Here is a 22068-nt window from a genome sequence, read left to right on the forward strand (position 1 = left end):
AACATACAGCAGTAACAAGATTTTTTCATTTAAGGAGAAAAGTATGTTTACAGGAATTATTCAAGGAAAAGCAAAAATCCATGAAATTAAAGCGAAAGATAATTTTAGAACACACATTATAAAAATGCCACAGGATTTATTGTCTGGTTTGACGTTAGGTGCTTCTGTTGCACATAACGGCGTTTGTTTAACAGTAACCAAAATTGAAGGTGATTTAATTAGTTTCGATTTAATGCAAGAAACGTTGAAAATTACCAATCTAGGCGAATTAAAAGTTGGCGATGAAATTAATGTAGAACGTGCTATGAAGATTGGTGATGAAGTCGGCGGACATCTATTATCAGGGCATGTGTACTGTACAGCAAAAATTGAACAAATCTTATCTTCACCGAATAATCGTCAAGTTTGGTTTAAATTACCTAATCAAGAGGTTATGAAATATATTTTAACTAAGGGCTATATTGCGGTTGATGGTATTAGTTTGACGATTGGTGAAGTAAAAGATCAATCTTTTTGTGTTAATTTAATTCCAGAAACGTTACAACGTACCATTCTTAGTCAAAAACAAGTACATGATAAAGTGAATATTGAATTGGATTCGCAAACACAAGCTGTGGTAGATACGGTAGAGCGTTATTTAAGTCAGCAAAATAGATAAGATTTTATTGAATATAACAAGGACTAATTTTGATGATAAATTAGCCCTTTTGTTTATATAAAAATTAAGCAAGTTTTTTAACTGATTTACGGATAATTAACTCTGGATGCATTTCAATTCGAGCAGGTTCTTTATTTTTATCTGTCATCCGAGCAATTAACAGATCGATTGCCATAATCCCTAAACGCATTTTAGATTGATGTACAGTGGTTAATGGCGGTGCATAAAAACGGGAAGCATGAATATCATCATAGCCAATAATTGAAATATCTTCTGGTACAGAAAGTCCTTTTTCGCCAATTGCAGAGATTGCACCTAACGCCATCACATCATTACAACAAAAAACAGCAGTTGGTAATTCATCTTGGATCAAGATTTTATTCATACATTCAAACCCATCTTCAGGTTCAAAATGTCCTTCTAACACCCAATTTTGATTAATTGGTAATTTTGCTTCTTCCATCGCTTTAACATAGCCATCGTAGCGTGTTTTTGCGGTTGTTTTATCTAAATCACCCGCAATAATGCCAATTTTCTTATGCCCAGAATCAATCAAATATTTTGTCGCTAAATAGCCACCTTCAAAGCTGTTATCTTGAATTACATCCATATTAGAATTGTTAGGACCCCAGTCCATTACGACAATTGGCAGAGTAGTAAAGTAAGCAAAGAGATCTTTGGAATCTTGTGTATATTCTGAACACATTACCAAAATACCATCTACTCTTTTTTTCACTAACATATCTAAATGATTGCTGATTTTTTGGAAATTATTTTGTGTGTTGCATAAAAATAAAGAATAACCCTGTTGATAGCAATATTCTTCAACGGCATGGACAATTTCAGCAAAATAAGGTGTTTCACTGGTTGTAATCATCATCCCAATTGATTTGGTTGTATTTACTTTTAAGCTACGAGCAACGGCACTGGGTGAGTAGTTAAGTTGTTGGATTGCGTCCCAAACTAATTTAGTTGTGTCCTCAGCAACAAAGCGAGTTTTATTAATTACATGAGAAACTGTTGTAGTTGATACCCCTGCTAATTTTGCGACATCTTTAATTGTTGCCATGATAACCTCCAAAAAAATTTGGGCTATTATAAAGATAAATATAGGAAATGTTAGCTTTTTTGTTAAATTTGTGCTCAATTTCACAAAATTAGCTATTTTTATAAAAATAATTTTTGATATTAGAAATAGATAAATGCTTGCAATAAAAAAAGCTACCAATTTAATTTGATAGCCTTTCTTTTGAAGATATGCAAACTCGTTTTAGTTTTTATAGGTAGCTTGTTTCATATTACGAACAAATTCTGCTAATTCTGATAAACATTGTTGATGATTATCTAAATTTCGTTCGATAATTTTTACTACTGCTGAACCTGAGATTGCCCCAGCAGTTCCCGCAGCCAAAGTTTCTTTTACTTGTTGTGGTTGTGCAATACCAAACCCTTGTAAGATCGGCGGTGCATTATGTGCTTTTAAGCGTTGGATTAAATCCTCTAAATTGCTTGCATGAGATTGATTTTCTGCACTTGTTACGCCAGCACGAGAAACGAGATAAGTATAACCTTGGCTCGTCTTAGCAATACCTTCTATTGTTTTTTCATTGGCATTCGGGGGGCAAATAAATACAGGCTGAATATTAAATTTATGCGCACTTTCTAGATAATCTGCCGTTGCAAATAGAGGAATATCTGCGACTAAAACTGCATCTATTCCAACTTGTTGGCAGCGTTGATAGAAACCATCTAATGTTTTGGCATAAATCAAATTCGCACAAAGTAATAAACTAATTGGAATTTCAGGATATTTAGCACGGACTTTCTCTAATAATTCAAAGCAAGCATCTGTACTAAATCCGGCAGATAAGGCACGATTATTTGCGGCTTGAATCACTGACCCATCAAGTAACGGATCAGAGAAAGGAAAACCTAACTCTAACGCATCTGCACCATTATCTACTAATGTACAAATAATTTCGAAAGAGCGGTCAAGTGTTGGATCACATAAAGTCACGAAAGGAACAAATGCCCCCTGGTTTTGTTGTTGTAATTTAGCAAAAAGTTGATTAAACCGACTCATAATTAGGCTCCTTTCGCATTTAAGATTTTATCCACAGTGAAAATATCTTTATCACCACGACCTGAAAGATTAACCACTAAGATTTGTTCTTTTTCTGGGTTTTGTTTGATCAGTTTCAAGGCATAAGCAAGTGCATGAGAGGATTCTAATGCAGGAATAATCCCTTCATGTTGAGCTAACTCTTGGAAGGCGGCTAAAGCTTCATCATCTGTAATAGATACGTAATTTGCACGTCCTGTACTATGCAGATAAGCGTGTTGTGGTCCAACAGACGGGAAATCTAATCCTGCTGAAATAGAATAAGATTCTTCAATTTGACCATCTTTGGTTTGCATTAATGGGGATTTCATCCCAAAATAAATACCGACTGAACCATGGCCAAGAGGTGCACCATGCTCCCCCGTTTCAATGCCTTTTCCAGCAGGTTCTACACCAATTAATTGCACAGTTTGTTCATCAATAAAATCAGCAAACATTCCAATGGCATTTGAACCACCGCCAACACAAGCAATAACTGCATCAGGCAGACGTCCTTCGCGCTCTAGCACTTGACGTTTGGTTTCTTCACCAATCATTTTCTGGAATTCACGCACAATGGTTGGGAATGGATGTGGACCAGCCGCAGTACCTAATAAATAATGTGCTTTATCATAATTTGCTGACCAGTCACGCATTGCTTCACAACACGCATCTTTTAATGAACAAGAGCCTTTATTCACAGAAATGACTTCAGCACCCATTAAACGCATACGGAAAACGTTCGGTGATTGACGCTCTACATCTTTTGCTCCCATATAAATGCGGCATTTTAAACCTAACATTGCACACGCTAATGCCGTAGCAACACCATGTTGTCCCGCACCTGTTTCCGCGATAATTTCGGTTTTTCCCATACGCATTGCTAAGAGTGCTTGTCCTAATACTTGGTTTGTTTTATGTGCACCGCCATGCAATAAATCTTCACGTTTCAGGTAAAGTTTGGTTTTACTGCCTTTAGTTAAGTTTCGGCATAAGGTTAATGCGGTTGGTCGTCCAGCATAATTTTTTAGTAGATCATTGAATTGACGTTGGAATTCTGGATCTTGGCGAGCCTCAATAAATGCTTTTTCTAATTGTTGTAGTACAGGGACGAGAATTTCAGGCACATACATTCCGCCAAACTCACCAAAATAAGGGTTTAATAAAGTATCACTCATAATGATTCATCCTAACTTTTCATAATTTTTTCAAAAATAGTTTTTAATTTCTCTGCATCTTTGATACCTGGTGCAGTTTCTGCGCCAGAATTAATATCTAATCCTAAACAATGCTGCGCCATCGCACTCTCAATATTTTCTGCATTTAACCCTCCTGCAAGCATAATTTTGCCTTTCCAATCAATTGGCAATAGTGTCCAGTCAAATATCTGTCCTGTACCGCCTTGTTGATTTTTTAATTGTGTATCAAACACATAACGGTCAACATTGCTGTCTGGTTGAAAAGTGACTTGTCCAGATGTTGGATCAACACCAACAGCGCGCCAAATTTGGCATGACTGCGGTAATTTCTGGCGTAATTGCTGAATAAAATTGCTATCTTCTTTGCCATGTAGTTGTACTGCAAATAGTGATAATTGTTGGCTTAATGTCACAATTGTTTCAATGGATTGATTTTGAAATACGCCCACATAACGTAATGGTGCTGCTGTCATAACTTGTTGTGCTTGCGATAAGGTAAGACAGCGAGGGGAGTGTTCTGCAAAAATCAACCCACCATATAATGCCCCCTGTTGATAAGCAACGGCTGCATCCTCTGCACGTGTCACCCCACACACCTTATTTTCACCATAAATAATTGCTCTTACTGCAGCATTAAGATCATGGCTTCCCATTAAACTGCTGCCAATCAAAAATGCATGTGCAACAGGTTTTAATTCTCGTACTTGTTGATGTGTATAAATACCTGATTCACTAATAATAATACGATCGTTAGGAATATTCGGCGCTAATGTTAAGGTACGTTGTAAATCGACAGATAAATCATGCAAATTACGGTTATTAATCCCAATAACTTTTGCTTCTAATGCAATGGCACGTTGTAATTCTTCTTCATTTGAGGTTTCTGTTAATACCCCCATTCCTAATGAGTGAGCTAAATCAGCCAAAATGCGATAAGTATTATCATCAACAACAGATAACATTAAAAGAATAGCATCTGCTTGATAATAACGTGCTAAATAGACCTGATATTCGCTAATCATAAAATCTTTGCAAAGAACAGGCTGTTTAACCAATTTGCGTACTCTTGGTAAATAAGCAAAATTCCCTTGAAAATACTTTTCGTCAGTTAGCACAGAAATTGCACTGGCATAATGACGATAAACTGAAGCAATCCCTTCTAGATCAAACTCTTCTCGAATTAATCCTTTTGATGGCGAAGCCTTTTTACATTCTAAAATAAAAGCAGGAATTTCATGTGTACCTTGAGCTAAAGCTTGGTAAAAATCACGATCACTCTGTTCAATTTGATCTTTAAATTGCGCTAATGGAAAGTTTGCTTGTTGTGTTTTTACCCAATCTAATTTATCAGCCACAATTTTTTGTAATACGGTGGCTTTTTGTTGAAGTGTTTGTGAAAAATCTTGTGTGATCATATAACATTAATCTCTTAATACTGCGTTAATTTTTCTAATGTTTGCAAGGCGTTACCGCTTGCTAAATGTTCTAAGACTTGTTGAGTTGTTTGTTTCAGATCGTTGTAGCCAAATAATTTGAGAAGCAGCGCTGTATTTGCCGCAACAGCATTCATATGCGCATCACTGCCTTTACCTTGTAAAATCAAACGGACAACCTCTGCATTTTCTGCTGGTTCGCCACCTTTTATTGCTTCTAAGGGTTGTGGTTTTAAACCAAAATCTTCCGCTGTTAATGTATAGCGTTCAATAGCACCATTGATAATTTCCGCAACTTCTGTTGGTCCATGTAGTGCAACTTCATCTAAACCACTACCATGGATCACAACACTATGTTGATGACCTAATGCAAGAGCAGTTTCAGCATAAGGCTGGATTAATTGTGGATGATATACGCCTAACATTTGATGTTTTGGTCTTGCTGGATTAATTAATGGTCCTAAGATATTAAAGATGGTCCGTGTTTTTAAAGCCTGACGCACAGGAATAGCGTGTTTAAAACCTCGATGGTATTGTGGCGCAAATAAAAAGCAAATTCCAATTTCATCAAGTGCTTGGCGAGCTGTATTGGCATCAAGATCTAAACGAACATTTAATGCAGAAAGTACATCACTTGATCCTGTTTTACTAGAAACACTACGATTTCCATGTTTAGCAACTTTGGCTCCCATACTTGCAGCAACAAGGGCACTAGTCGTCGAAATATTAATTGTATTTGCTCCATCACCACCAGTTCCTACAATATCAGCAAACACATAATCTGGCGTTGGGAAAGGCTCTGCTGCATTGATTAATGCGGTAACCGCACCACTAATTTCAGCCACTGATTCACCTTTGATTTTTAATGCAATCAAAGCACCTGCTAATTGTTCATTACTTAATTGACCTTGCAAAATTGCCGTAAAAAGTTGTTCGCTTTCAGTAGAGGAGAGCGTATTGCCATTGAATAATTTTTCGAGTATTTGTTGAGTTTCCATAATTATCTTCCCTAAATTTTTTATTCATTTTTGTTGTAATGCGAATTATCTGGCTAATAACCAATCAATAGTTTGTTTTAATAATTGTCCACCTTGCACAGTTAAAATGGATTCTGGGTGGAATTGGAATCCACAGATAGGCAGTGTTTGGTGACGAATTGCCATGACAATATGGTTATATTCCGCATTAACGATTAATTCTGCTGGAAGTTTTACTCCCATTAATGAGTGATAACGGGCAACGGGGAGAGGATTGGCTAATGATTGAAACATTGCTTGGTTATCATGTGTAATCTTAGATACTTTACCGTGCATAACTTCGCCTGCGTGTACAATTTCACCCCCAAACGCTTCAATAATTGCCTGATGTCCTAAACAAATCCCAATAATTGGACAACGATCTTTTACTGCCTGAATTAGTGGCAACATATTTCCTGCTTGCTGCGGATTTCCTGGTCCAGGGGAAAGGGCTAAAATTGTATTTGGTTGAGATGTCGCGGCTTTAATTAAAGTCTGTAAATCACAGTCATTACGATACACTGTCACGTTATGCCCTAGCACACGGAATTGATCAACCAAGTTATAAGTAAAAGAATCAAAATTATCGAGAAAGAGTATATTAGCCATAATTTATACATCCTTATTATTGGCAATTTGTCTGTTTAATTGCTTTAATCACCGCAGCTGCTTTGTGGCGAGTTTCATCTGCTTCCATTTGTGGATTAGAATCCAACACTTCGCCACAGCCTGCTTGAATATAAGCAATACCATTCTGAACAAAGGCAGAACGAATCACAATACAGGTATCAAGATCACCATGAGAAGAGAGGTAACCAACCGCACCGCCATAACTATGTCTGCGTTGTTTTTCAAATTGATAGATAAGTTGCATTGCCTTAATTTTCGGTGCTCCCGTTAATGTGCCCATATTCATACATGCTTGATAGGCATGCAATGCATCTAATTCTGGTTTTAATTGACCTACCACACGAGAAACTAAATGCATAATATGTGAATAGCGATCAACCTGCATTAATTCCGCAACACGTCGAGTGCCACTAACACATACTCGAGCAATATCATTACGTGCTAAATCAACTAACATTAAGTGTTCAGATTGTTCTTTATGATCAAGACGTAACTCTAATTCTAAACGAGCATCTAATTCAGGATCGATTTGACCTTGACTGTCAAACCCACGAGGGCGAGAACCTGCAATCGGATAAATCTCTAATTGGCGAGTTGCTTCAGTATATTTCAAAGCACTTTCTGGTGAAGCGCCAAATAGGGTAAAGTCATCATCTTGCATATAAAACATATAAGGACTTGGATTATTATGTTTTAGTTGCTGATACGTTGCTAATGGACTAGGGCATTCCAATGAAAAACGGCGAGAAGGAACAATTTGGAATACATCGCCAATATTAATGTGGTGTTTAAGTTTTTCAATAATTGCTTTAAAAGCTTCATCTTCAATATTGACCGCTACTTCAGTAGAGGCGTTTTGCTTATGCAATACCGTATCTTTTTCTTCATTTAATTGAAATATAATTGTTTTTGCTTGTTCAGAAATAGAAATTTTTTGTGATTCATCAAAGATATATGAATGGAGTTCAGCTTTTTCTGCTTGATGATCAATCACAACCAACTGTTCCGCTAAATAGAAGCTATAATCAGGAGAAACTAAACCATCATCTTCTAATACAATATCTTTCATAGGGATAAAATTTGCGACCAAATCATAGGCAAATAATCCTCCTAAGAAGATTGGCTGAGTATGTTGTTGATAAAGTGTTAAGATAGTACGTAATCCATCAAAAACGGTGAAAGCTTGTAGTTTGCTATCTTCATCTAACTCATTATTTAAAGTAGGGAAAGTAACGATTAATGCTAATTGTTGCTGAATAACGCTAACGCCAGTCTTAGCTTCAAACTGTTCTGCTAACTGTTTGATAACTTGTTCACCATTTGCAGTCAACGCTTGAAAAGAAACCGTTTGTTGTTCACATTTTACTTTTACCGCTGCTTTTGCAATTAATAGACTTTTTAAACTGTTTTTACTACCAATTTCTGCTGAATCTAACAGCAATGTATTACTTTTATTTTCACATAAACGAGCAAAAAGGGATGTGGTGTCTGCTTGATATGGAATTGATTGTTGAATAACTTCTAAAAAGGGCACGATAAAATCCTCTTACACTTCCTTATACCTTGTACTAGCAAAATAGTACGCTTGTAAATTTAGAAATGCAAGCCAGTTTTTGCATTTATCTTAAATAAAAGAAGAAAAAGTGAACGGTTATAACAATTAGCTGTGCCTCTTTGTACATAAACAGCCAAATAAGACTACATCAATTTAAAATTGAAATGATATTTGTGCTAAGGCTCTAGCTTTGAAAATAAACGAGTATTGCTGAAACGATAAATCTTGATTGTTACTTTTTCATTTTTAACAGAATTGAGAACTGATCATTTAGCGTATTGGTTTACTTTAGATTGAAATATGATTATAGGATATAATATCTAGATATTTTAGTAATTTAACATAAAAAGCATTATTTTTAACTCCGTCACAAAATTAATATAATGTATATTATGTTAAATATAATATATGTGACATAAGAGGTATTTTGTATCCATTGCTCTAACAATTCCTCTAACATTTATTTGTATAAATAAAAAGAAACTTGTGCTCTGCAACAAAGCACAAGTTTGTAACAAATTTTAGATAGAGACTATTTATTGTCTGAATACACGAATATTCGTGAAGCCTTGATCTTTTAAATACAATGCTTGCAAACGGCTCATCACACCACGCTCACAGAACAATAGATAATTTTTACTTTGATCTAATTCTGCAAATTGGCTAGATAATTTATAGAAAGGAATCTGTAAGATTGTTTGATTTTCCAATTCTAATGGTTTTTCGTCTGTTTCTTCTGGACTGCGAATATCAATAATCACATCATTTTGTTGCAATACAGACACCATTTCAACTTCCGGAACTTCTCGCTCTGTTTGTTCAGCTATTTGACGAATATCTAAATATTGAGCATTCCATACTGCATCCTCCAATAAAGAAAAATCGAAATGTGACTCCTCTTCTTCAATTTTGGCTTTAATGGCTTTTACTGTTGGGTTTTTTGAAATAACGCCACAAAATTCAGGCATTGATTTTGCAATATCATCAGTACCAATTTCTTTCGCCATCGCAATAATTTGCTCTTTGTCATGTGAAATCAATGGACGTAAAACTAGACAATCAGCCGCTTCATCAATCAGACGCAAATTGGTCAATGTTTGACTGGAAACTTGTCCTAATGCTTCGCCGGTCACAATAGCCTGAATTTGAAAACGTTCTGCCACTTTACTCGCAGCTCGTACCATCATCCGTTTTAATACAACCCCCATCTGTCCGTTATCAATTTTTTCTAAAATTTCAGCGACAATTTTTTCAAAATTAACGGCAACAAAACGTACTTTATGAGAACTACCATAACGATGCCATATATGGTAAGCCATCTGTTTTACTCCAATTTCATGTGCTGCTCCACCTAAATTAAAGAAGCAATAATGCACACGACAACCTCGACGTAATAACATATAGCTTGATACTCCAGAGTCGAATCCACCCGAAATTAATGATAAAACATCTTCCTGTGTACCGATTGGATAACCGCCAATTCCCTCGAAACGTTGTTTTACCAACATCACATGATCATATTCAATTTCAATGCGAACAGTTACTTCCGGATCAGTTAATTTCACCTTTGCACTTTGAATATGCTGATTTAAACCACCACCGATATAACGTTCAGCATCTAATGAGGTAAACTCATGTTTTCCTTTACGTTTTACACGCACACAAAAGGTTTTATTTTCTAATTGTGAACCAATATCTGCATAGACAATTTCGAAAATATCTTGCAATGTATTAAAAGGTTTTTCTTCAACTTGTAAGAAATGATGGATGCCAGGAATACGTTGTAACAACTCTATTAGAAGATCGTTCTTCTCTGCATTTTTAGTTCTTACCTCAATGTAATCCCAGTGTTTAACAACCGCAACTTGGTCATCATACTTATTTAAAACGTTACGAATATTTCCCGTTAAAATTTTAATAAAACGTTTACGTACAGAATCACTTTTAATCATGATTTCTGGAAATAATTTAATAATAAACTTCATATTGCCATTTCATTATTCAGAAAAAATAAGCGTGTATTCTACACGAAAAATCCGTTTAACGTAAAAAATCCGCCTAAACTTTCCTGAATTAATTAGGTACAATATAGCTCGTTGAAAACTGAGCATTTTTTAATTATGAAAAAGACAACCCAAACATTAAATTTTGAAAATACTTTAACCGAATTAGAAGCCGTAGTTAATCGTTTAGAACAAGGTGATTTAAGTTTAGAAGATGCTCTAGTTCAATTTGAACAAGGGGTAAATTTAGCTAAACAAGCTCAAGATCGTTTAGCCAACGCCGAACAACGTGTTCAAATTTTGTTAGAAAAAAATTCAACTGCACAATTAAGCGATTACGCAACTAATGTTGAACAACCATCTGATGAAGATTCCCCTTTTTAATACTGATCTGATTTGAGCTATTAAAGATAATCTTTATAATGTTCCAAAAGTTTCATTAGGATATGATGATGTATCAATTTTCAGAAGATTTACTGGCATTACAACAACGGAATAATCAATTTCTGCGCCAACAATTAAGTTCTTTAACGACTACTCCAGCTCCCCTTGCTGATGCCATGCGTTATAGCCTATTACTAGGTGGTAAACGTATTCGCCCATTCTTAGTTTATGCAACGGGACGAATGTTTGGTGTGCCATTAAATCAACTGGATCATCTTGCTGGTGCCATTGAATGTATTCATTGTTATTCTTTGATTCATGATGATTTACCAGCAATGGATAATGATACATTACGTCGTAATCAGCCGACATGTCATATTGCTTTTGATGAAGCAACCGCTATTTTAGCTGGTGATGCATTGCAAAGTTACGCATTTGAATTATTATCTCAATCTCCTTGTACTGCCCTACAAAAAATTCAACAACTTTATGTTTTAGCAAAAGCCTCTGGCGCTCAAGGAATGTGTTTTGGACAAAGTTTAGATTTAATCTCTGAAAATAAACAAATTGCTCTTGCTGAATTAGAAAAAGTTCATAATCATAAAACAGGTGCTTTGATTACTGCTGCCGTTTTATTAGGTTTTTATGCTTCTGATTACTATCAAGATCGTGAGTTAGAACAGAAACTTACTCTCTTTTCTCAAGCAATTGGTTTAGCTTTTCAAGTACAAGATGATATTTTAGATATTACTTCAAATAATGAGGAGCTTGGTAAAAATGCAGGTTCCGATTTAAAATCGCATAAAAGCACTTATCCGCAGTTATTAGGGTTAGAACAAGCAAAACAAAAAGCTCAAGACTCGTATCTCTCGGCAATAAAAATTTTAGAACAACTCCCGTTTGATACAACTGCTCTGCGTGTATTGGCAGAATTTATTATTCAACGGCGCAATTAATTTTTAATGGATTTTATACAGACTATGTCAAATTATTCACTTTTATCACAAATCAATTCTCCTGAGGATTTACGCCTATTACCAAAGGAACAGCTACCAGAACTTTGCGATCAATTACGTAAATATCTTTTAGAAAGTGTTAGCCAAAGTAGTGGTCATCTTGCTTCAGGACTTGGAACCGTTGAATTAACTGTTGCTTTGCATTACGTATTTAATACACCATTTGATCAATTAATTTGGGATGTTGGTCATCAAGCGTATCCGCACAAAATTCTAACTGGCCGCCGTGATCAAATGCATACTATTCGCCAAAAAGGTGGAATTCACCCTTTTCCTTGGCGTGAAGAGAGCCCTTTTGATGTATTAAGCGTTGGACACTCCTCAACTTCAATTAGTGCAGGTTTAGGGATTGCGATTGCAGCACAACGTGAAAATGCAGGGAGAAAAACAATCTGTGTGATTGGAGATGGCGCATTAACAGCAGGAATGGTATTTGAAGCGATGAATCATGCAGGTGCATTACATACTGATATGCTTGTAATCCTAAATGATAATGATATGTCCATTTCTGAAAATGTGGGCGCTTTAAATAATCATTTAGCTCGCATACTCTCTGGTTCTTTTTATTCCTCTTTGCGTGAAGGGGGCAAAAAAATCTTATCTGGTTTACCGCCAATTAAAGAGTTTGTACAAAAAACAGAAGAGCACGTTAAAGGGTTTATTTCACCTGGTGGAACATTATTTGAAGAGTTGGGTTTTAACTATATTGGTCCAATTGATGGGCATAATGTTGAAGAGTTAATTTCTACCTTGAAAAATATGCGTACCTTAAAAGGACCTCAATTCTTACATGTCATCACTAAAAAAGGTAAAGGCTATGCGCCTGCTGAGCGTGATCCAATTGGTTTTCATGGTGTACCAAAATTTAATCCGTTAAGCGGTGAACTACCAAAAAATAAGACTTCTCTACCAACCTACTCTGATATTTTCGGAAAATGGTTATGTGAAATGGCGGAGCAAGATAAAAAATTAATTGGCATTACGCCTGCTATGCGTGAAGGTTCAGGAATGGTTGAATTTTCACAGCGTTTTCCAGATCAATATTTTGATGTGGCTATTGCTGAACAACATTCTGTGACTTTTGCTGCTGGGTTAGCCATTGGTGGTTATAAACCCGTTGTAGCTATTTACTCTACTTTCTTACAACGTGCTTATGACCAAGTGATTCACGATGTTGCTATTCAAAATTTGCCGGTTTTATTTGCAATTGATCGTGCTGGTGTAGTTGGTGCTGATGGACAGACCCACCAAGGCGCTTTTGATTTAAGTTATCTACGTTGTATTCCTAACTTAATCGTGATGACACCAAGTGATGAAAATGAATGTCGTCAAATGCTCTACACTGGGTATCATTGTGGGCAGCCTGCTGCTGTACGTTATCCAAGAGGTTCTGGTACAGGTGCTGAATTACAACCACTAACACAACTACCTATTGGTAAATCAAGATTAATACGTCAAGGTCAAAAAGTCGCAATTCTTAATTTCGGTACTTTACTCCCTGGTGCGATTAAAGTAGCAGAACAATATGACTATACTGTAATTGATATGCGCTTTGTTAAACCATTGGATATGGAATGTTTAGCCGATATCAAAGATCATTATGATCTCATTGTCACTTTAGAAGAAAATGCGATTCAAGGTGGCGCAGGTTCTGCGGCATTGGAAGGATTAGCCACCCTTGGTGGAACTATGCCAGCCCTCTTACAATTAGGACTACCTGATTATTTCATTCCACAAGGAACGCAACAAGAAATTCATCAATTATTACAATTAGATGCAGAGGGTATTGCAGTTCGAATTCAAGCAAAACTAGCTAATCAATAAGCGATAATTTTTCCACAACAGGAAAACAAAAAACCTCTAATGCCACAACATTAGAGGTTTTTCATTATACTCACTAAAAACTTAAATGATTAATCAACAACTAAAGTACGGCAAGTATTTGTACCACCGGATACAAACTCATCGCCTTGTGTCAATAACACTAAGTCGCCAGAAACTAAATAACCTTTTTCTTTCAATAGGTTAATTGCAATTTTTGCCCCTTCAACAGTACGGCTCATATCTTCAAAATAAACTGGTACCACACCGCGATATAATGCACAAAGATTTAATGCACTTTGGTTACGGGAGAGAGCAAAGATTGGTAATCCAGAACTGATACGTGACATTAAACGTGCAGTACGACCAGTACTTGTCATAGCGATAATTGCTGCAGTACCTTTCATATGGTTTGCTGCATACATTGCTGACATTGCTACTGATTCTTCAATAGAAGAAAACTCTACATCCATACGGTGGCGAGAAACATTGATGCTTGGCATTTTTTCTGCCCCTAAGCATACTTTAGCCATCGCTGCTACTGTTTCTGATGGATATTGTCCTGCTGCGGTTTCTGCAGATAACATTACTGCATCAGTACCATCTAATACCGCATTCGCAACGTCCATAACTTCTGCACGAGTTGGCATTGGATTGCTGATCATAGATTCCATCATTTGTGTTGCTGTAATAACAACTTTATTTAATTGACGTGAACGACGGATAAGTTTCTTTTGCACTCCTACTAATTCAGGGTCACCAATTTCTACCCCTAAATCCCCACGTGCAACCATAATGACATCAGATGCTTTAATAATGTCATCAATAGCTTCTGGTGTTGCCACTGTTTCTGCACGTTCTACTTTAGCTACAATTTTAGCATTTAAACCTGCTTCTACTGCCAATTTACGTGCATATTCAATATCTGCACCAGAACGTGGGAAAGAAACGGCAAGGTAATCTACACCAATTTTTGCAGCAGTAATGATATCTGCTTTATCTTTTTCAGTTAATGCGTCCGCAGATAAGCCACCACCTAATTTATTAATCCCTTTATTATTTGATAGTGGACCACCTACAGTCACCTCAGTGAACACTTTTTCACCTTCAGTAGAAAGCACTTTTAATTGTACTCGACCGTCATCTAAAAGGAGAATATCGCCAGGGACAACATCTTTTGGTAAGTTTTTATAATCTAAACCAACTGCCTCTTGTGTACCTTCACCCTTTGGTAATTCAGCATCCAGAACAAATTTATCACCAACGTTTAAGAATATTTTACCGTCTTTAAATGTAGAAACACGAATTTTAGGGCCTTGCAAATCACCTAAAATCGCTACTTGCTTACCAAGTTTTTTTGCAACTTCACGTACTTTTGCTGCACGATTAATATGATCTTCTGCAGTACCATGCGAGAAATTCATCCGCACCACATTTGCGCCAGCAGCAATAATTTTTTCTAAATTATTTCCTTTGTCTGTCGCTGGACCTAAAGTGGTAACAATTTTGGTTCTTCTTAGTCTTCTAGACATTAATTACTCCGTAAGATAACAACAATACTTAAAAATTAAACAATTAAAACTTGATAGGAAGAAATAGAGTACTTTTTTTAGTAAAGCCCCTATAATAAAACGGTCGGAGATTATACGCTGATTTTTGATGTAATGCGAGATCAACTAACCTAAAAATTTACTGAATCACTGAATAGAGGTAGTGCATATGCACATATTTATAATGCGGCATGGCGAAGCAAGTTTCCATGCATTTACAGATAAAGATCGCCCTTTAACTGCCAGAGGAGAAGATCAAGCTGATGAACAAGGAACATGGCTAAAAAGTCAAACTACTCCAGACTTAATTTTAGTTAGTCCTTATCTTAGAGCACAACAAACTTGCCAATTAGCATCACAATACTTTTCCAAAAAAATTCCTACTGAGACTTGGGATAATCTTACTCCCTATGGTAATGCAGAAATTACGGTGGATTATATTGATACCTTACAGCAACAAGGTATTGATAACTTATTAATTGTTTCTCATTTACCTTTAGTTGATGATATTGTTACAGCACTTGGAGTAAATGATGCTATTGCTTTCCATCCAGCCACAATAGCGAAGATCGAGTATCAAAATGGGAAAGGCGAACTGCTTGAAGTGCATAAAAGTAGCTGTTAATACTAACCTTTCTAACTAATAACCCAAACAGTTATTTAAGATTTCGCCCTACTTGAAAGGGCGAAACCATAAGGTGAATTTACAACTATTGTAATCCCGCTTCTAATTTTAATTGTAATAAACGGCGTTCTTCTATTGTTAATGCACTGCCTTTATGATTCATCAAAATAAAGAAATCTTCCGCTTTTTCACCATTAGTTGTAATTTTTGCATTAGCTAAACTTAGTTGCTGTTCGGTAAAAATGTCACTAATCATAGCCAATAATCCAGCACGATCTTTCGTGATTAATTCAAGCTCTGTCTGCTCTTCTTTTTCTGTATTTAAGAATCGAACTTCTAGCGGCACATTGAAATGCTGTAATTTACTGCTACGACGAGCAGAAGCTGCTGGAATTTTTTTCTCACCTTTTAAAACAGCCGTTAATGCTTGGGAAATTTCATCTCGGCGAGGTTTACGCAAAGCACTACCATCTGCTTCCGTTACAATAAAACTATCAAATACTTCTCCACTCGCTGCAGTAATAATTTGTGCATCGTGAATACTCAAATTTTTCGCATCTAGCGTTCTCACCACTTTATTAAATAACTGTGGTTGATCCGCACAATAGATAAAAATTTCTGTTGCACCACGCGAAAAACGACTACTTACTAAAACCACCACCTCATTACTTAAATCTTCAATTTGACAAAGATGTTCAGCGTGCCAAGCTAATTGTTTTGAGGTATTACGTAAGAAATACTCTTCAGGGCAACGTTGCCATAATTGATTAACATCATTGACCTTAATCTGATATTTCTCAAGCATTGGCTGCATGATATCTAATGCTTTAATTCGATTTTGTAAGATTTGAATGCTGTAATCTAAAGGTACAGCAATACCCTGTTCTAACTGTTGTTTCGTATAACGATACAAGGTTGCTAATAACGTTTTTTTCCAACTATTCCATAAAGTTTCATTAGTCGCACAAATATCTGCTACGGTTAAACACAATAAATAATCTAGGCGAGTTTTATTATTCACAATATTCGCAAAATGACGAATTTCCGCTGGATCATGAATATCTCTACGCTGTGCAACAATTGACATTTGTAAATGCGATAGCACTAACCACGCCATAAATTCTGCATCTTGCTCACTAAAACCGTGTAAGATGGCAAAATCATACATATCAATTGCACCAAGCTCAGCATGATCACCAGAACGCCCTTTTGCAATATCATGGAACAATGCTGCTAAATAGAGTTGCGGACGCTGAGTTAAGGTTGGATAAATCTGATAGCAAAGTGGATGTGTTTCTGCACATTCCGGTTTAGCAAAACTTTCTAACTTTAATAATAGACGAATCGTGTGTTCATCCACAGTATAAGCATGGAATAAATCAAACTGCATTAAGCCAACAATATGTTTCCATTCTCGTAAATAGGCTCTTAATACGCCATAACGGTGCATTGGTGCTATTGCACGTGTAATCGCTTGTGGTTGTTTGAAAATTTGCATGAAATAATCACGTGCTCGGGCATTTTTACTAAGGTACTCGTGTGAATTTAGCAGTGCTAAACGTAATTGTCTTAATGTACTGGAATGGATATAACTTTGTGGATAGCGACACAACTGTAGAAACAATTCAATCATCGTTTCAGGTTCTGTTTGGAATGTTTCGTTACATTGTAACTGAATACTATTGTTTACAAGATAGAATGCTGGGCTAATCACAACCTTTTCCGCAGTTTTTGCACAGCTTGGTGATAAAAATTGTTCTTGATAATCTTGCATCAAGACTTCACTTAACTGAATAATTTGTTGAGAATTGCGAAAATACGCTTTCATCATTTTTTCTACGGCTTGATTACCTTGACCTTGATATCCCAACATTTCACTAATTCTTAGTTGTCGTTCAAACAGTAAACGATTGTCATAACGTTTAATCACCAAATGTAACGCATAACGCAATTTAAATAAGAAAGTTTGGCAATCCAACAAAGCCTGATACTCTTCAGGATAAATAAAACCAAATGTTAATAAGTCATTTAGATTTTTTGCTTTAAAATGACGCCAAGCAATCCAGTATAAAAGGTGTAAATCACGTAATCCACCAGGACTATATTTAATATCAGGCTCTAAGTTATAGGCTGTATTGTGATAACGTTGATAACGTTCATTTTTTTCTGCTTGTTTTGCCACGAAAAAGTCTTTGATTGACCAAAAATCATCCTGATAAATAGCTTGAGTTAATTTATCAAATAGTTGCTGGTTACCTGTTAAAAAACGGGACTCCAATAAGTTAGTCGCAATACTGATATCATTTTTCCCCTCTTCTAAGCATTGAGCTAGAGTTCGAATACTATGTCCCACCTCAAAATGGCAGTCCCATAAAAACTGAATAAATTCCGCTATTTTTTGTTCTAATGCGGCTGATAGAGGTTCAGAAGATAAAATTAAAAAATCTAAATCAGAAAGTGGGAACATCTCTTCTCGACCATATCCACCCACGGCAATTAATGATAGCGTTGGTTGTTGATCGAACTGAAAATGTTTCCATAATGCTAATAATAGTTGATCATAAAGATGGCTACGCTGACCAATTAATTGATAGATATCAATTTCTTGTGAGAATTGTTGTAATTCTTGCTCTTTTAATTCAGTAAATAATTGACGAACATTTGTTGGCGTGAGGGTATCATTTTCTAATTGTGATAAAGTGAATTGAGTTTGCATAATCTTCCTGTATTTTGCTTTATTGTCTTACTCGATTAACTTATTCTTTTTCCAATAAAAAAGCGACTTTTTCTTTTCAGTTAAAGTCGCTTTTTTCAGCAATTAGTTATTTATCATTATACGTTGAATGCGATCGAGCTCTTCATCTCGGATAGTCAAAATTTCACATCCATTTTCTGTGACTACGATTTGATGCTCATATTGTGCAGAATGGCTACGGTCTTTGGTTTTTACTGTCCAACCATCTCCCATTAAACGAATTTCTTTCTTACCCACATTTACCATTGGTTCAATCGTAAATACCATCCCTGGTTGTAACACAACGCCACCATCATCTGCATAATAGTGCAATACTTGTGGTTCACAATGGAACTCTGTACCCACGCCATGACCACAATATTCGCGTACTACTGAAAATCCTTGCTTTTCAACAAATTGTTGAATAACTCGACCAATTTCATTAAGACGAATACCTGGTTTTACTGTACGTAATGCAAGATAAAGTGATTCTTGGGTAACTTCACACAATTTCTTACTACGAATAGGTGCTTCTCCAACAATATACATTTTGGAATTATCACCAAAATAACCATCTTTAATCACAGTAACATCAATATTTAAAATATCACCTTCTTTTAATTTTTTATCATCACTAGGAATACCATGACAGACAACTTCATTAATTGAAATACAAACTGATTTTGGGAAACCATGATAATTTAAGCAAGCAGGAATAGCTTTTTGTTCATTCACAATATAATCATGACAAATACGATCTAATTCACTTGTTGTTACGCCTGCTTTTACATAAGGTTCAATCATTACTAATACATCAGAGGCTAATTTACAAGCCACTCTTAATTTTTCAATTTCTTCTTCTGTTCTCAATGGAATTGCCATTTTTTTCTCCAATTCATTTTTATTTTTGACGCAATATAATAACACCATTTACTATCTAATAAAAAACCTTTCCAGGAAATTGTTGAACGATTTACTAGGTTATTAGATAATAGCTTGTACTATGTATTTTTTGTGGGATTTATTGATAGGAGTTTAAATGAGTGATATGTCAATTCCTCTTACTTTCACTGATGCAGCAGCCAAAAAAGTAAAACACTTAATCGAAGGTGAAGACAATCCAAATTTAAAATTAAGAGTGTATATTACTGGTGGTGGTTGTAGTGGATTCCAATATGGTTTTACTTTTGATGAAAATGTGAACGAAGGGGACTTAACCATTGATAATTCAGGAGTAACTCTTGTTGTTGATCCAATGAGTTTACAATATTTAATTGGAGGGACTGTAGATTATACTGAAGGTTTAGAAGGTTCGAGATTTATTGTAAATAATCCAAATGCAACAACAACTTGTGGTTGTGGCTCCTCTTTCAGTATCTAATACCAATAAAGGCTATCAAAGATAGCCTTTAATTTATCTTAATTATGAGGTGGCAAGATGGAATTTCAATTTTATCGACTTGATCGACAAACTGTAAATGTAAGCTGTTCTATGGAACATGAAGCTGTGGCACGTTGGGCTAATAATGAGATACAAGGCGATTTAAAGAAAATTAAAGAAATTCTTGTTATTCTCAAACAGTGCCACACCACACCACACACAGTAGATAAAATTATTACCGGCAAAGAATTTTCTTTACATATCAATCGCGACGAAGTGATGGTAAAGGCCAATATCTTATTTGATGAAAATCTTTCAGATGAAATATTAGAAGACGACCTTCAATTTTATGACGAAGAAAATATGGCATTATGTGGTTTAGAAGATTTTATTCATTTTCTTAATGAATATTGTCAATTTATTCAAGAGTAAAATTTAAATAAAAAAATTGCTTTATATTTAAGCACTTATATTGCATAAATGTAACATTTGCAATTTTTTCTGCGATTACGATCACATTATTGAACATTACTTCCCTTTTGTTTTTGAAGTCTAAGTTTCATTTAACTATTATACCCGCCGCCAAAGAGTAATAATTATTTATTAATAAAACAATTTAAAAGGTGTGTGTATGTTAAATGAGCAAACTATGGATTCTGCACGTCCTGTGACAGAACAGTCTAAACGTTGGAATAAATTTGATATCGCTTGGATTTTAAATTTATTTGGCACTGCTGTTGGTGCAGGCGTCTTATTCTTACCAATTAATGCAGGCAAAGGCGGTTTTTGGCCATTAGTGCTGATGACAATTATCGTCGGTCCGATGACCTATTTTGCACATCGTGGATTAGCAAGATTTGTTCTCTCTTCTGCTAAACCGGGTAGCGATATTACAGAAGTCGTTGAAGAACATTTTGGTAAAACAGCGGGGAAATTAATCACTCTACTCTACTTCTTCGCAATTTTTCCAATTCTATTAATTTATGGTAATGGTATTACTAATACCGTTGATTCGTTTATTGTGAATCAATTACATCTTGATTCTCCACCACGTTTCTTACTCTCTTTGATCTTAATTGGTGGTTTAATTGGCATTTTCTTACTTGGTGAGAAAGTCGTATTAAAAGTGACAGAATGGTTAGTTTATCCATTAGTATTTATTCTATTTGCATTATCTATTTACTTAATTCCTGAATGGAATACCAGTATGTTGCAAGAAATGCCAACAACTAGCGAATTTTTATTAACACTCTGGATCACAATTCCTGTATTAGTCTTTTCTTTCAACCACTCTCCAGCAATTTCCTCATTTGTGCTATCTCAACAACGCCACTATAAATTTACTGATGTGGCGGAACATCACGCAAGTAAAACACTAAAAGGAACAGCGACAATCTTATTACTTTTCGTAATGTTTTTTGTGTTTAGTTGTGTTTTAACACTTACTCCAGAAGACCTTGCATTAGCTAAACAACAAAATATTGCAATTTTATCTTTCCTAGCAAATAAATTTGATAATCCTTATATCTCTTATCTTGGTCCATTGGTTGCTTTCTTAGCGATAACCAGTTCATTCTTTGGACACTATATGGGTGCCCGTGAAGGATTGGTCGGTCTTTATACCAAAATCAAAGGTGATCAAGCACAATCAGCTTCAGTAAATTCACGTCGCTTAAATTTAGTTGCTGCACTCTTTTTCCTAATTACACTCTGGATTGTCGCAATCATTAATCCAAGTATTTTAGGTTTAATTGAATCTCTTGGTGGTCCAATTATTGCGATGATCCTGTTTATTATGCCAATGTATGCCATCAGACGTATCCCTGCAATGCAACGTTATCGTGGTAAATGGAGCAATCTATTTGTAGTCATTATGGGTTGTGTCGCAATTTCTAATATTGTGTATAACCTTATCGCTTAACGAAGCTAATAATTTTAGCTAAAATCTGCATTCGCCTTAGG

Annotated in this window: 19 protein-coding genes; 8 read left to right on the top strand and 11 right to left on the bottom strand. The window is 35.6% G+C overall.

Features of this window, described 5'->3' with window-relative positions; all coding sequences use genetic code 11:
* Positions 1-43 precede the first annotated feature (43 nt).
* Positions 44-658, top strand: a complete 615-nt coding sequence (locus QV06_RS01855; RefSeq protein ID WP_065236689.1) for a riboflavin synthase — start codon at positions 44-46, stop codon at positions 656-658.
* 64 nt (positions 659-722) lie between these two features.
* On the opposite strand, the gene purR is transcribed toward QV06_RS01855, so the two are convergent.
* The 8 genes from purR to thiI all read right to left on the bottom strand — a co-directional run bounded on the left by purR (position 723) and on the right by thiI (position 10577).
* Positions 723-1727, bottom strand: coding sequence for an HTH-type transcriptional repressor PurR (gene purR / locus QV06_RS01860; RefSeq protein WP_065236690.1), 1005 nt, complete (start codon positions 1725-1727; stop codon positions 723-725).
* Between the two features lie 201 nt (positions 1728-1928).
* The gene (trpA, locus tag QV06_RS01865) at positions 1929-2741 is read right to left on the bottom strand and encodes a tryptophan synthase subunit alpha (protein ID WP_065236691.1); all 813 of its coding nucleotides are present in this window, start codon (positions 2739-2741) and stop codon (positions 1929-1931) included.
* A 2-nt stretch (positions 2742-2743) separates the two neighbouring features.
* Positions 2744-3937 carry a tryptophan synthase subunit beta gene (trpB, locus tag QV06_RS01870; RefSeq protein WP_065236692.1) on the bottom strand — a complete coding sequence of 398 codons (1194 nt, stop codon included), beginning with the start codon at positions 3935-3937 and terminating at the stop codon, positions 2744-2746.
* A gap of 11 nt (positions 3938-3948) precedes the next feature.
* Complete coding sequence (trpCF, locus tag QV06_RS01875) at positions 3949-5373, bottom strand: bifunctional indole-3-glycerol-phosphate synthase TrpC/phosphoribosylanthranilate isomerase TrpF (protein ID WP_065236693.1); 1425 nt, start codon at positions 5371-5373, stop codon at positions 3949-3951.
* Positions 5374-5387: 14 nt separating this feature from the next.
* Positions 5388-6389 carry an anthranilate phosphoribosyltransferase gene (gene trpD, locus QV06_RS01880; protein ID WP_065236694.1) on the bottom strand — a complete coding sequence of 334 codons (1002 nt, stop codon included), beginning with the start codon at positions 6387-6389 and terminating at the stop codon, positions 5388-5390.
* 45 nt (positions 6390-6434) lie between these two features.
* Complete coding sequence (locus QV06_RS01885; RefSeq protein ID WP_065236695.1) at positions 6435-7016, bottom strand: aminodeoxychorismate/anthranilate synthase component II; 582 nt, start codon at positions 7014-7016, stop codon at positions 6435-6437.
* Between the two features lie 16 nt (positions 7017-7032).
* The gene (gene trpE, locus QV06_RS01890) at positions 7033-8571 is read right to left on the bottom strand and encodes an anthranilate synthase component I (protein ID WP_065236696.1); all 1539 of its coding nucleotides are present in this window, start codon (positions 8569-8571) and stop codon (positions 7033-7035) included.
* Positions 8572-9128: 557 nt separating this feature from the next.
* Positions 9129-10577, bottom strand: coding sequence for a tRNA uracil 4-sulfurtransferase ThiI (gene thiI / locus QV06_RS01895; RefSeq protein ID WP_065236697.1), 1449 nt, complete (start codon positions 10575-10577; stop codon positions 9129-9131).
* 135 nt (positions 10578-10712) lie between these two features.
* Between thiI and xseB the strand changes: the two genes are divergently transcribed.
* The 3 genes from xseB to dxs all read left to right on the top strand — a co-directional run bounded on the left by xseB (position 10713) and on the right by dxs (position 13819).
* Entirely contained in the window at positions 10713-10979 is a 267-nt protein-coding gene (gene xseB, locus QV06_RS01900) for an exodeoxyribonuclease VII small subunit (protein ID WP_065236698.1), read from the top strand.
* Between the two features lie 68 nt (positions 10980-11047).
* Entirely contained in the window at positions 11048-11935 is an 888-nt protein-coding gene (gene ispA, locus QV06_RS01905) for a (2E,6E)-farnesyl diphosphate synthase (RefSeq protein WP_065236699.1), read from the top strand.
* Between the two features lie 24 nt (positions 11936-11959).
* Positions 11960-13819 (top strand): 1-deoxy-D-xylulose-5-phosphate synthase, encoded by a 1860-nt coding sequence (gene dxs, locus QV06_RS01910; RefSeq protein ID WP_065236700.1) that lies wholly within the window; start codon positions 11960-11962, stop codon positions 13817-13819.
* Positions 13820-13908: 89 nt separating this feature from the next.
* Here dxs and pyk read toward each other — a convergent pair whose 3' ends face one another.
* Complete coding sequence (gene pyk, locus QV06_RS01915; RefSeq protein ID WP_065236701.1) at positions 13909-15348, bottom strand: pyruvate kinase; 1440 nt, start codon at positions 15346-15348, stop codon at positions 13909-13911.
* Positions 15349-15535: 187 nt separating this feature from the next.
* Between pyk and sixA the strand changes: the two genes are divergently transcribed.
* A complete protein-coding gene (sixA, locus tag QV06_RS01920) occupies positions 15536-15991 on the top strand; it encodes a phosphohistidine phosphatase SixA (RefSeq protein WP_065236702.1) in 456 nt (151 codons plus the stop codon).
* 85 nt (positions 15992-16076) lie between these two features.
* On the opposite strand, the gene glnD is transcribed toward sixA, so the two are convergent.
* Both glnD and map read right to left on the bottom strand, forming a co-directional pair.
* Positions 16077-18707: a bifunctional uridylyltransferase/uridylyl-removing protein GlnD gene (gene glnD / locus QV06_RS01925; protein WP_082985019.1), complete on the bottom strand. Its 2631-nt coding sequence runs from the start codon at positions 18705-18707 to the stop codon at positions 16077-16079.
* Between the two features lie 102 nt (positions 18708-18809).
* Positions 18810-19655, bottom strand: a complete 846-nt coding sequence (gene map / locus QV06_RS01930) for a type I methionyl aminopeptidase (RefSeq protein ID WP_082985020.1) — start codon at positions 19653-19655, stop codon at positions 18810-18812.
* Between the two features lie 109 nt (positions 19656-19764).
* Between map and erpA the strand changes: the two genes are divergently transcribed.
* The 3 genes from erpA to QV06_RS01945 all read left to right on the top strand — a co-directional run bounded on the left by erpA (position 19765) and on the right by QV06_RS01945 (position 22027).
* Positions 19765-20106: an iron-sulfur cluster insertion protein ErpA gene (gene erpA, locus QV06_RS01935; RefSeq protein WP_065234622.1), complete on the top strand. Its 342-nt coding sequence runs from the start codon at positions 19765-19767 to the stop codon at positions 20104-20106.
* 57 nt (positions 20107-20163) lie between these two features.
* The gene (locus tag QV06_RS01940; protein ID WP_065236705.1) at positions 20164-20538 is read left to right on the top strand and encodes a YacL family protein; all 375 of its coding nucleotides are present in this window, start codon (positions 20164-20166) and stop codon (positions 20536-20538) included.
* Positions 20539-20737: 199 nt separating this feature from the next.
* A complete protein-coding gene (locus tag QV06_RS01945; protein ID WP_065236706.1) occupies positions 20738-22027 on the top strand; it encodes a serine/threonine transporter in 1290 nt (429 codons plus the stop codon).
* The last annotated feature ends 41 nt before the right edge of the window (positions 22028-22068 follow it).

This window comes from Gallibacterium genomosp. 3 (assembly GCF_001678475.1).
Classification (GTDB): domain Bacteria; phylum Pseudomonadota; class Gammaproteobacteria; order Enterobacterales; family Pasteurellaceae; genus Gallibacterium; species Gallibacterium faecale.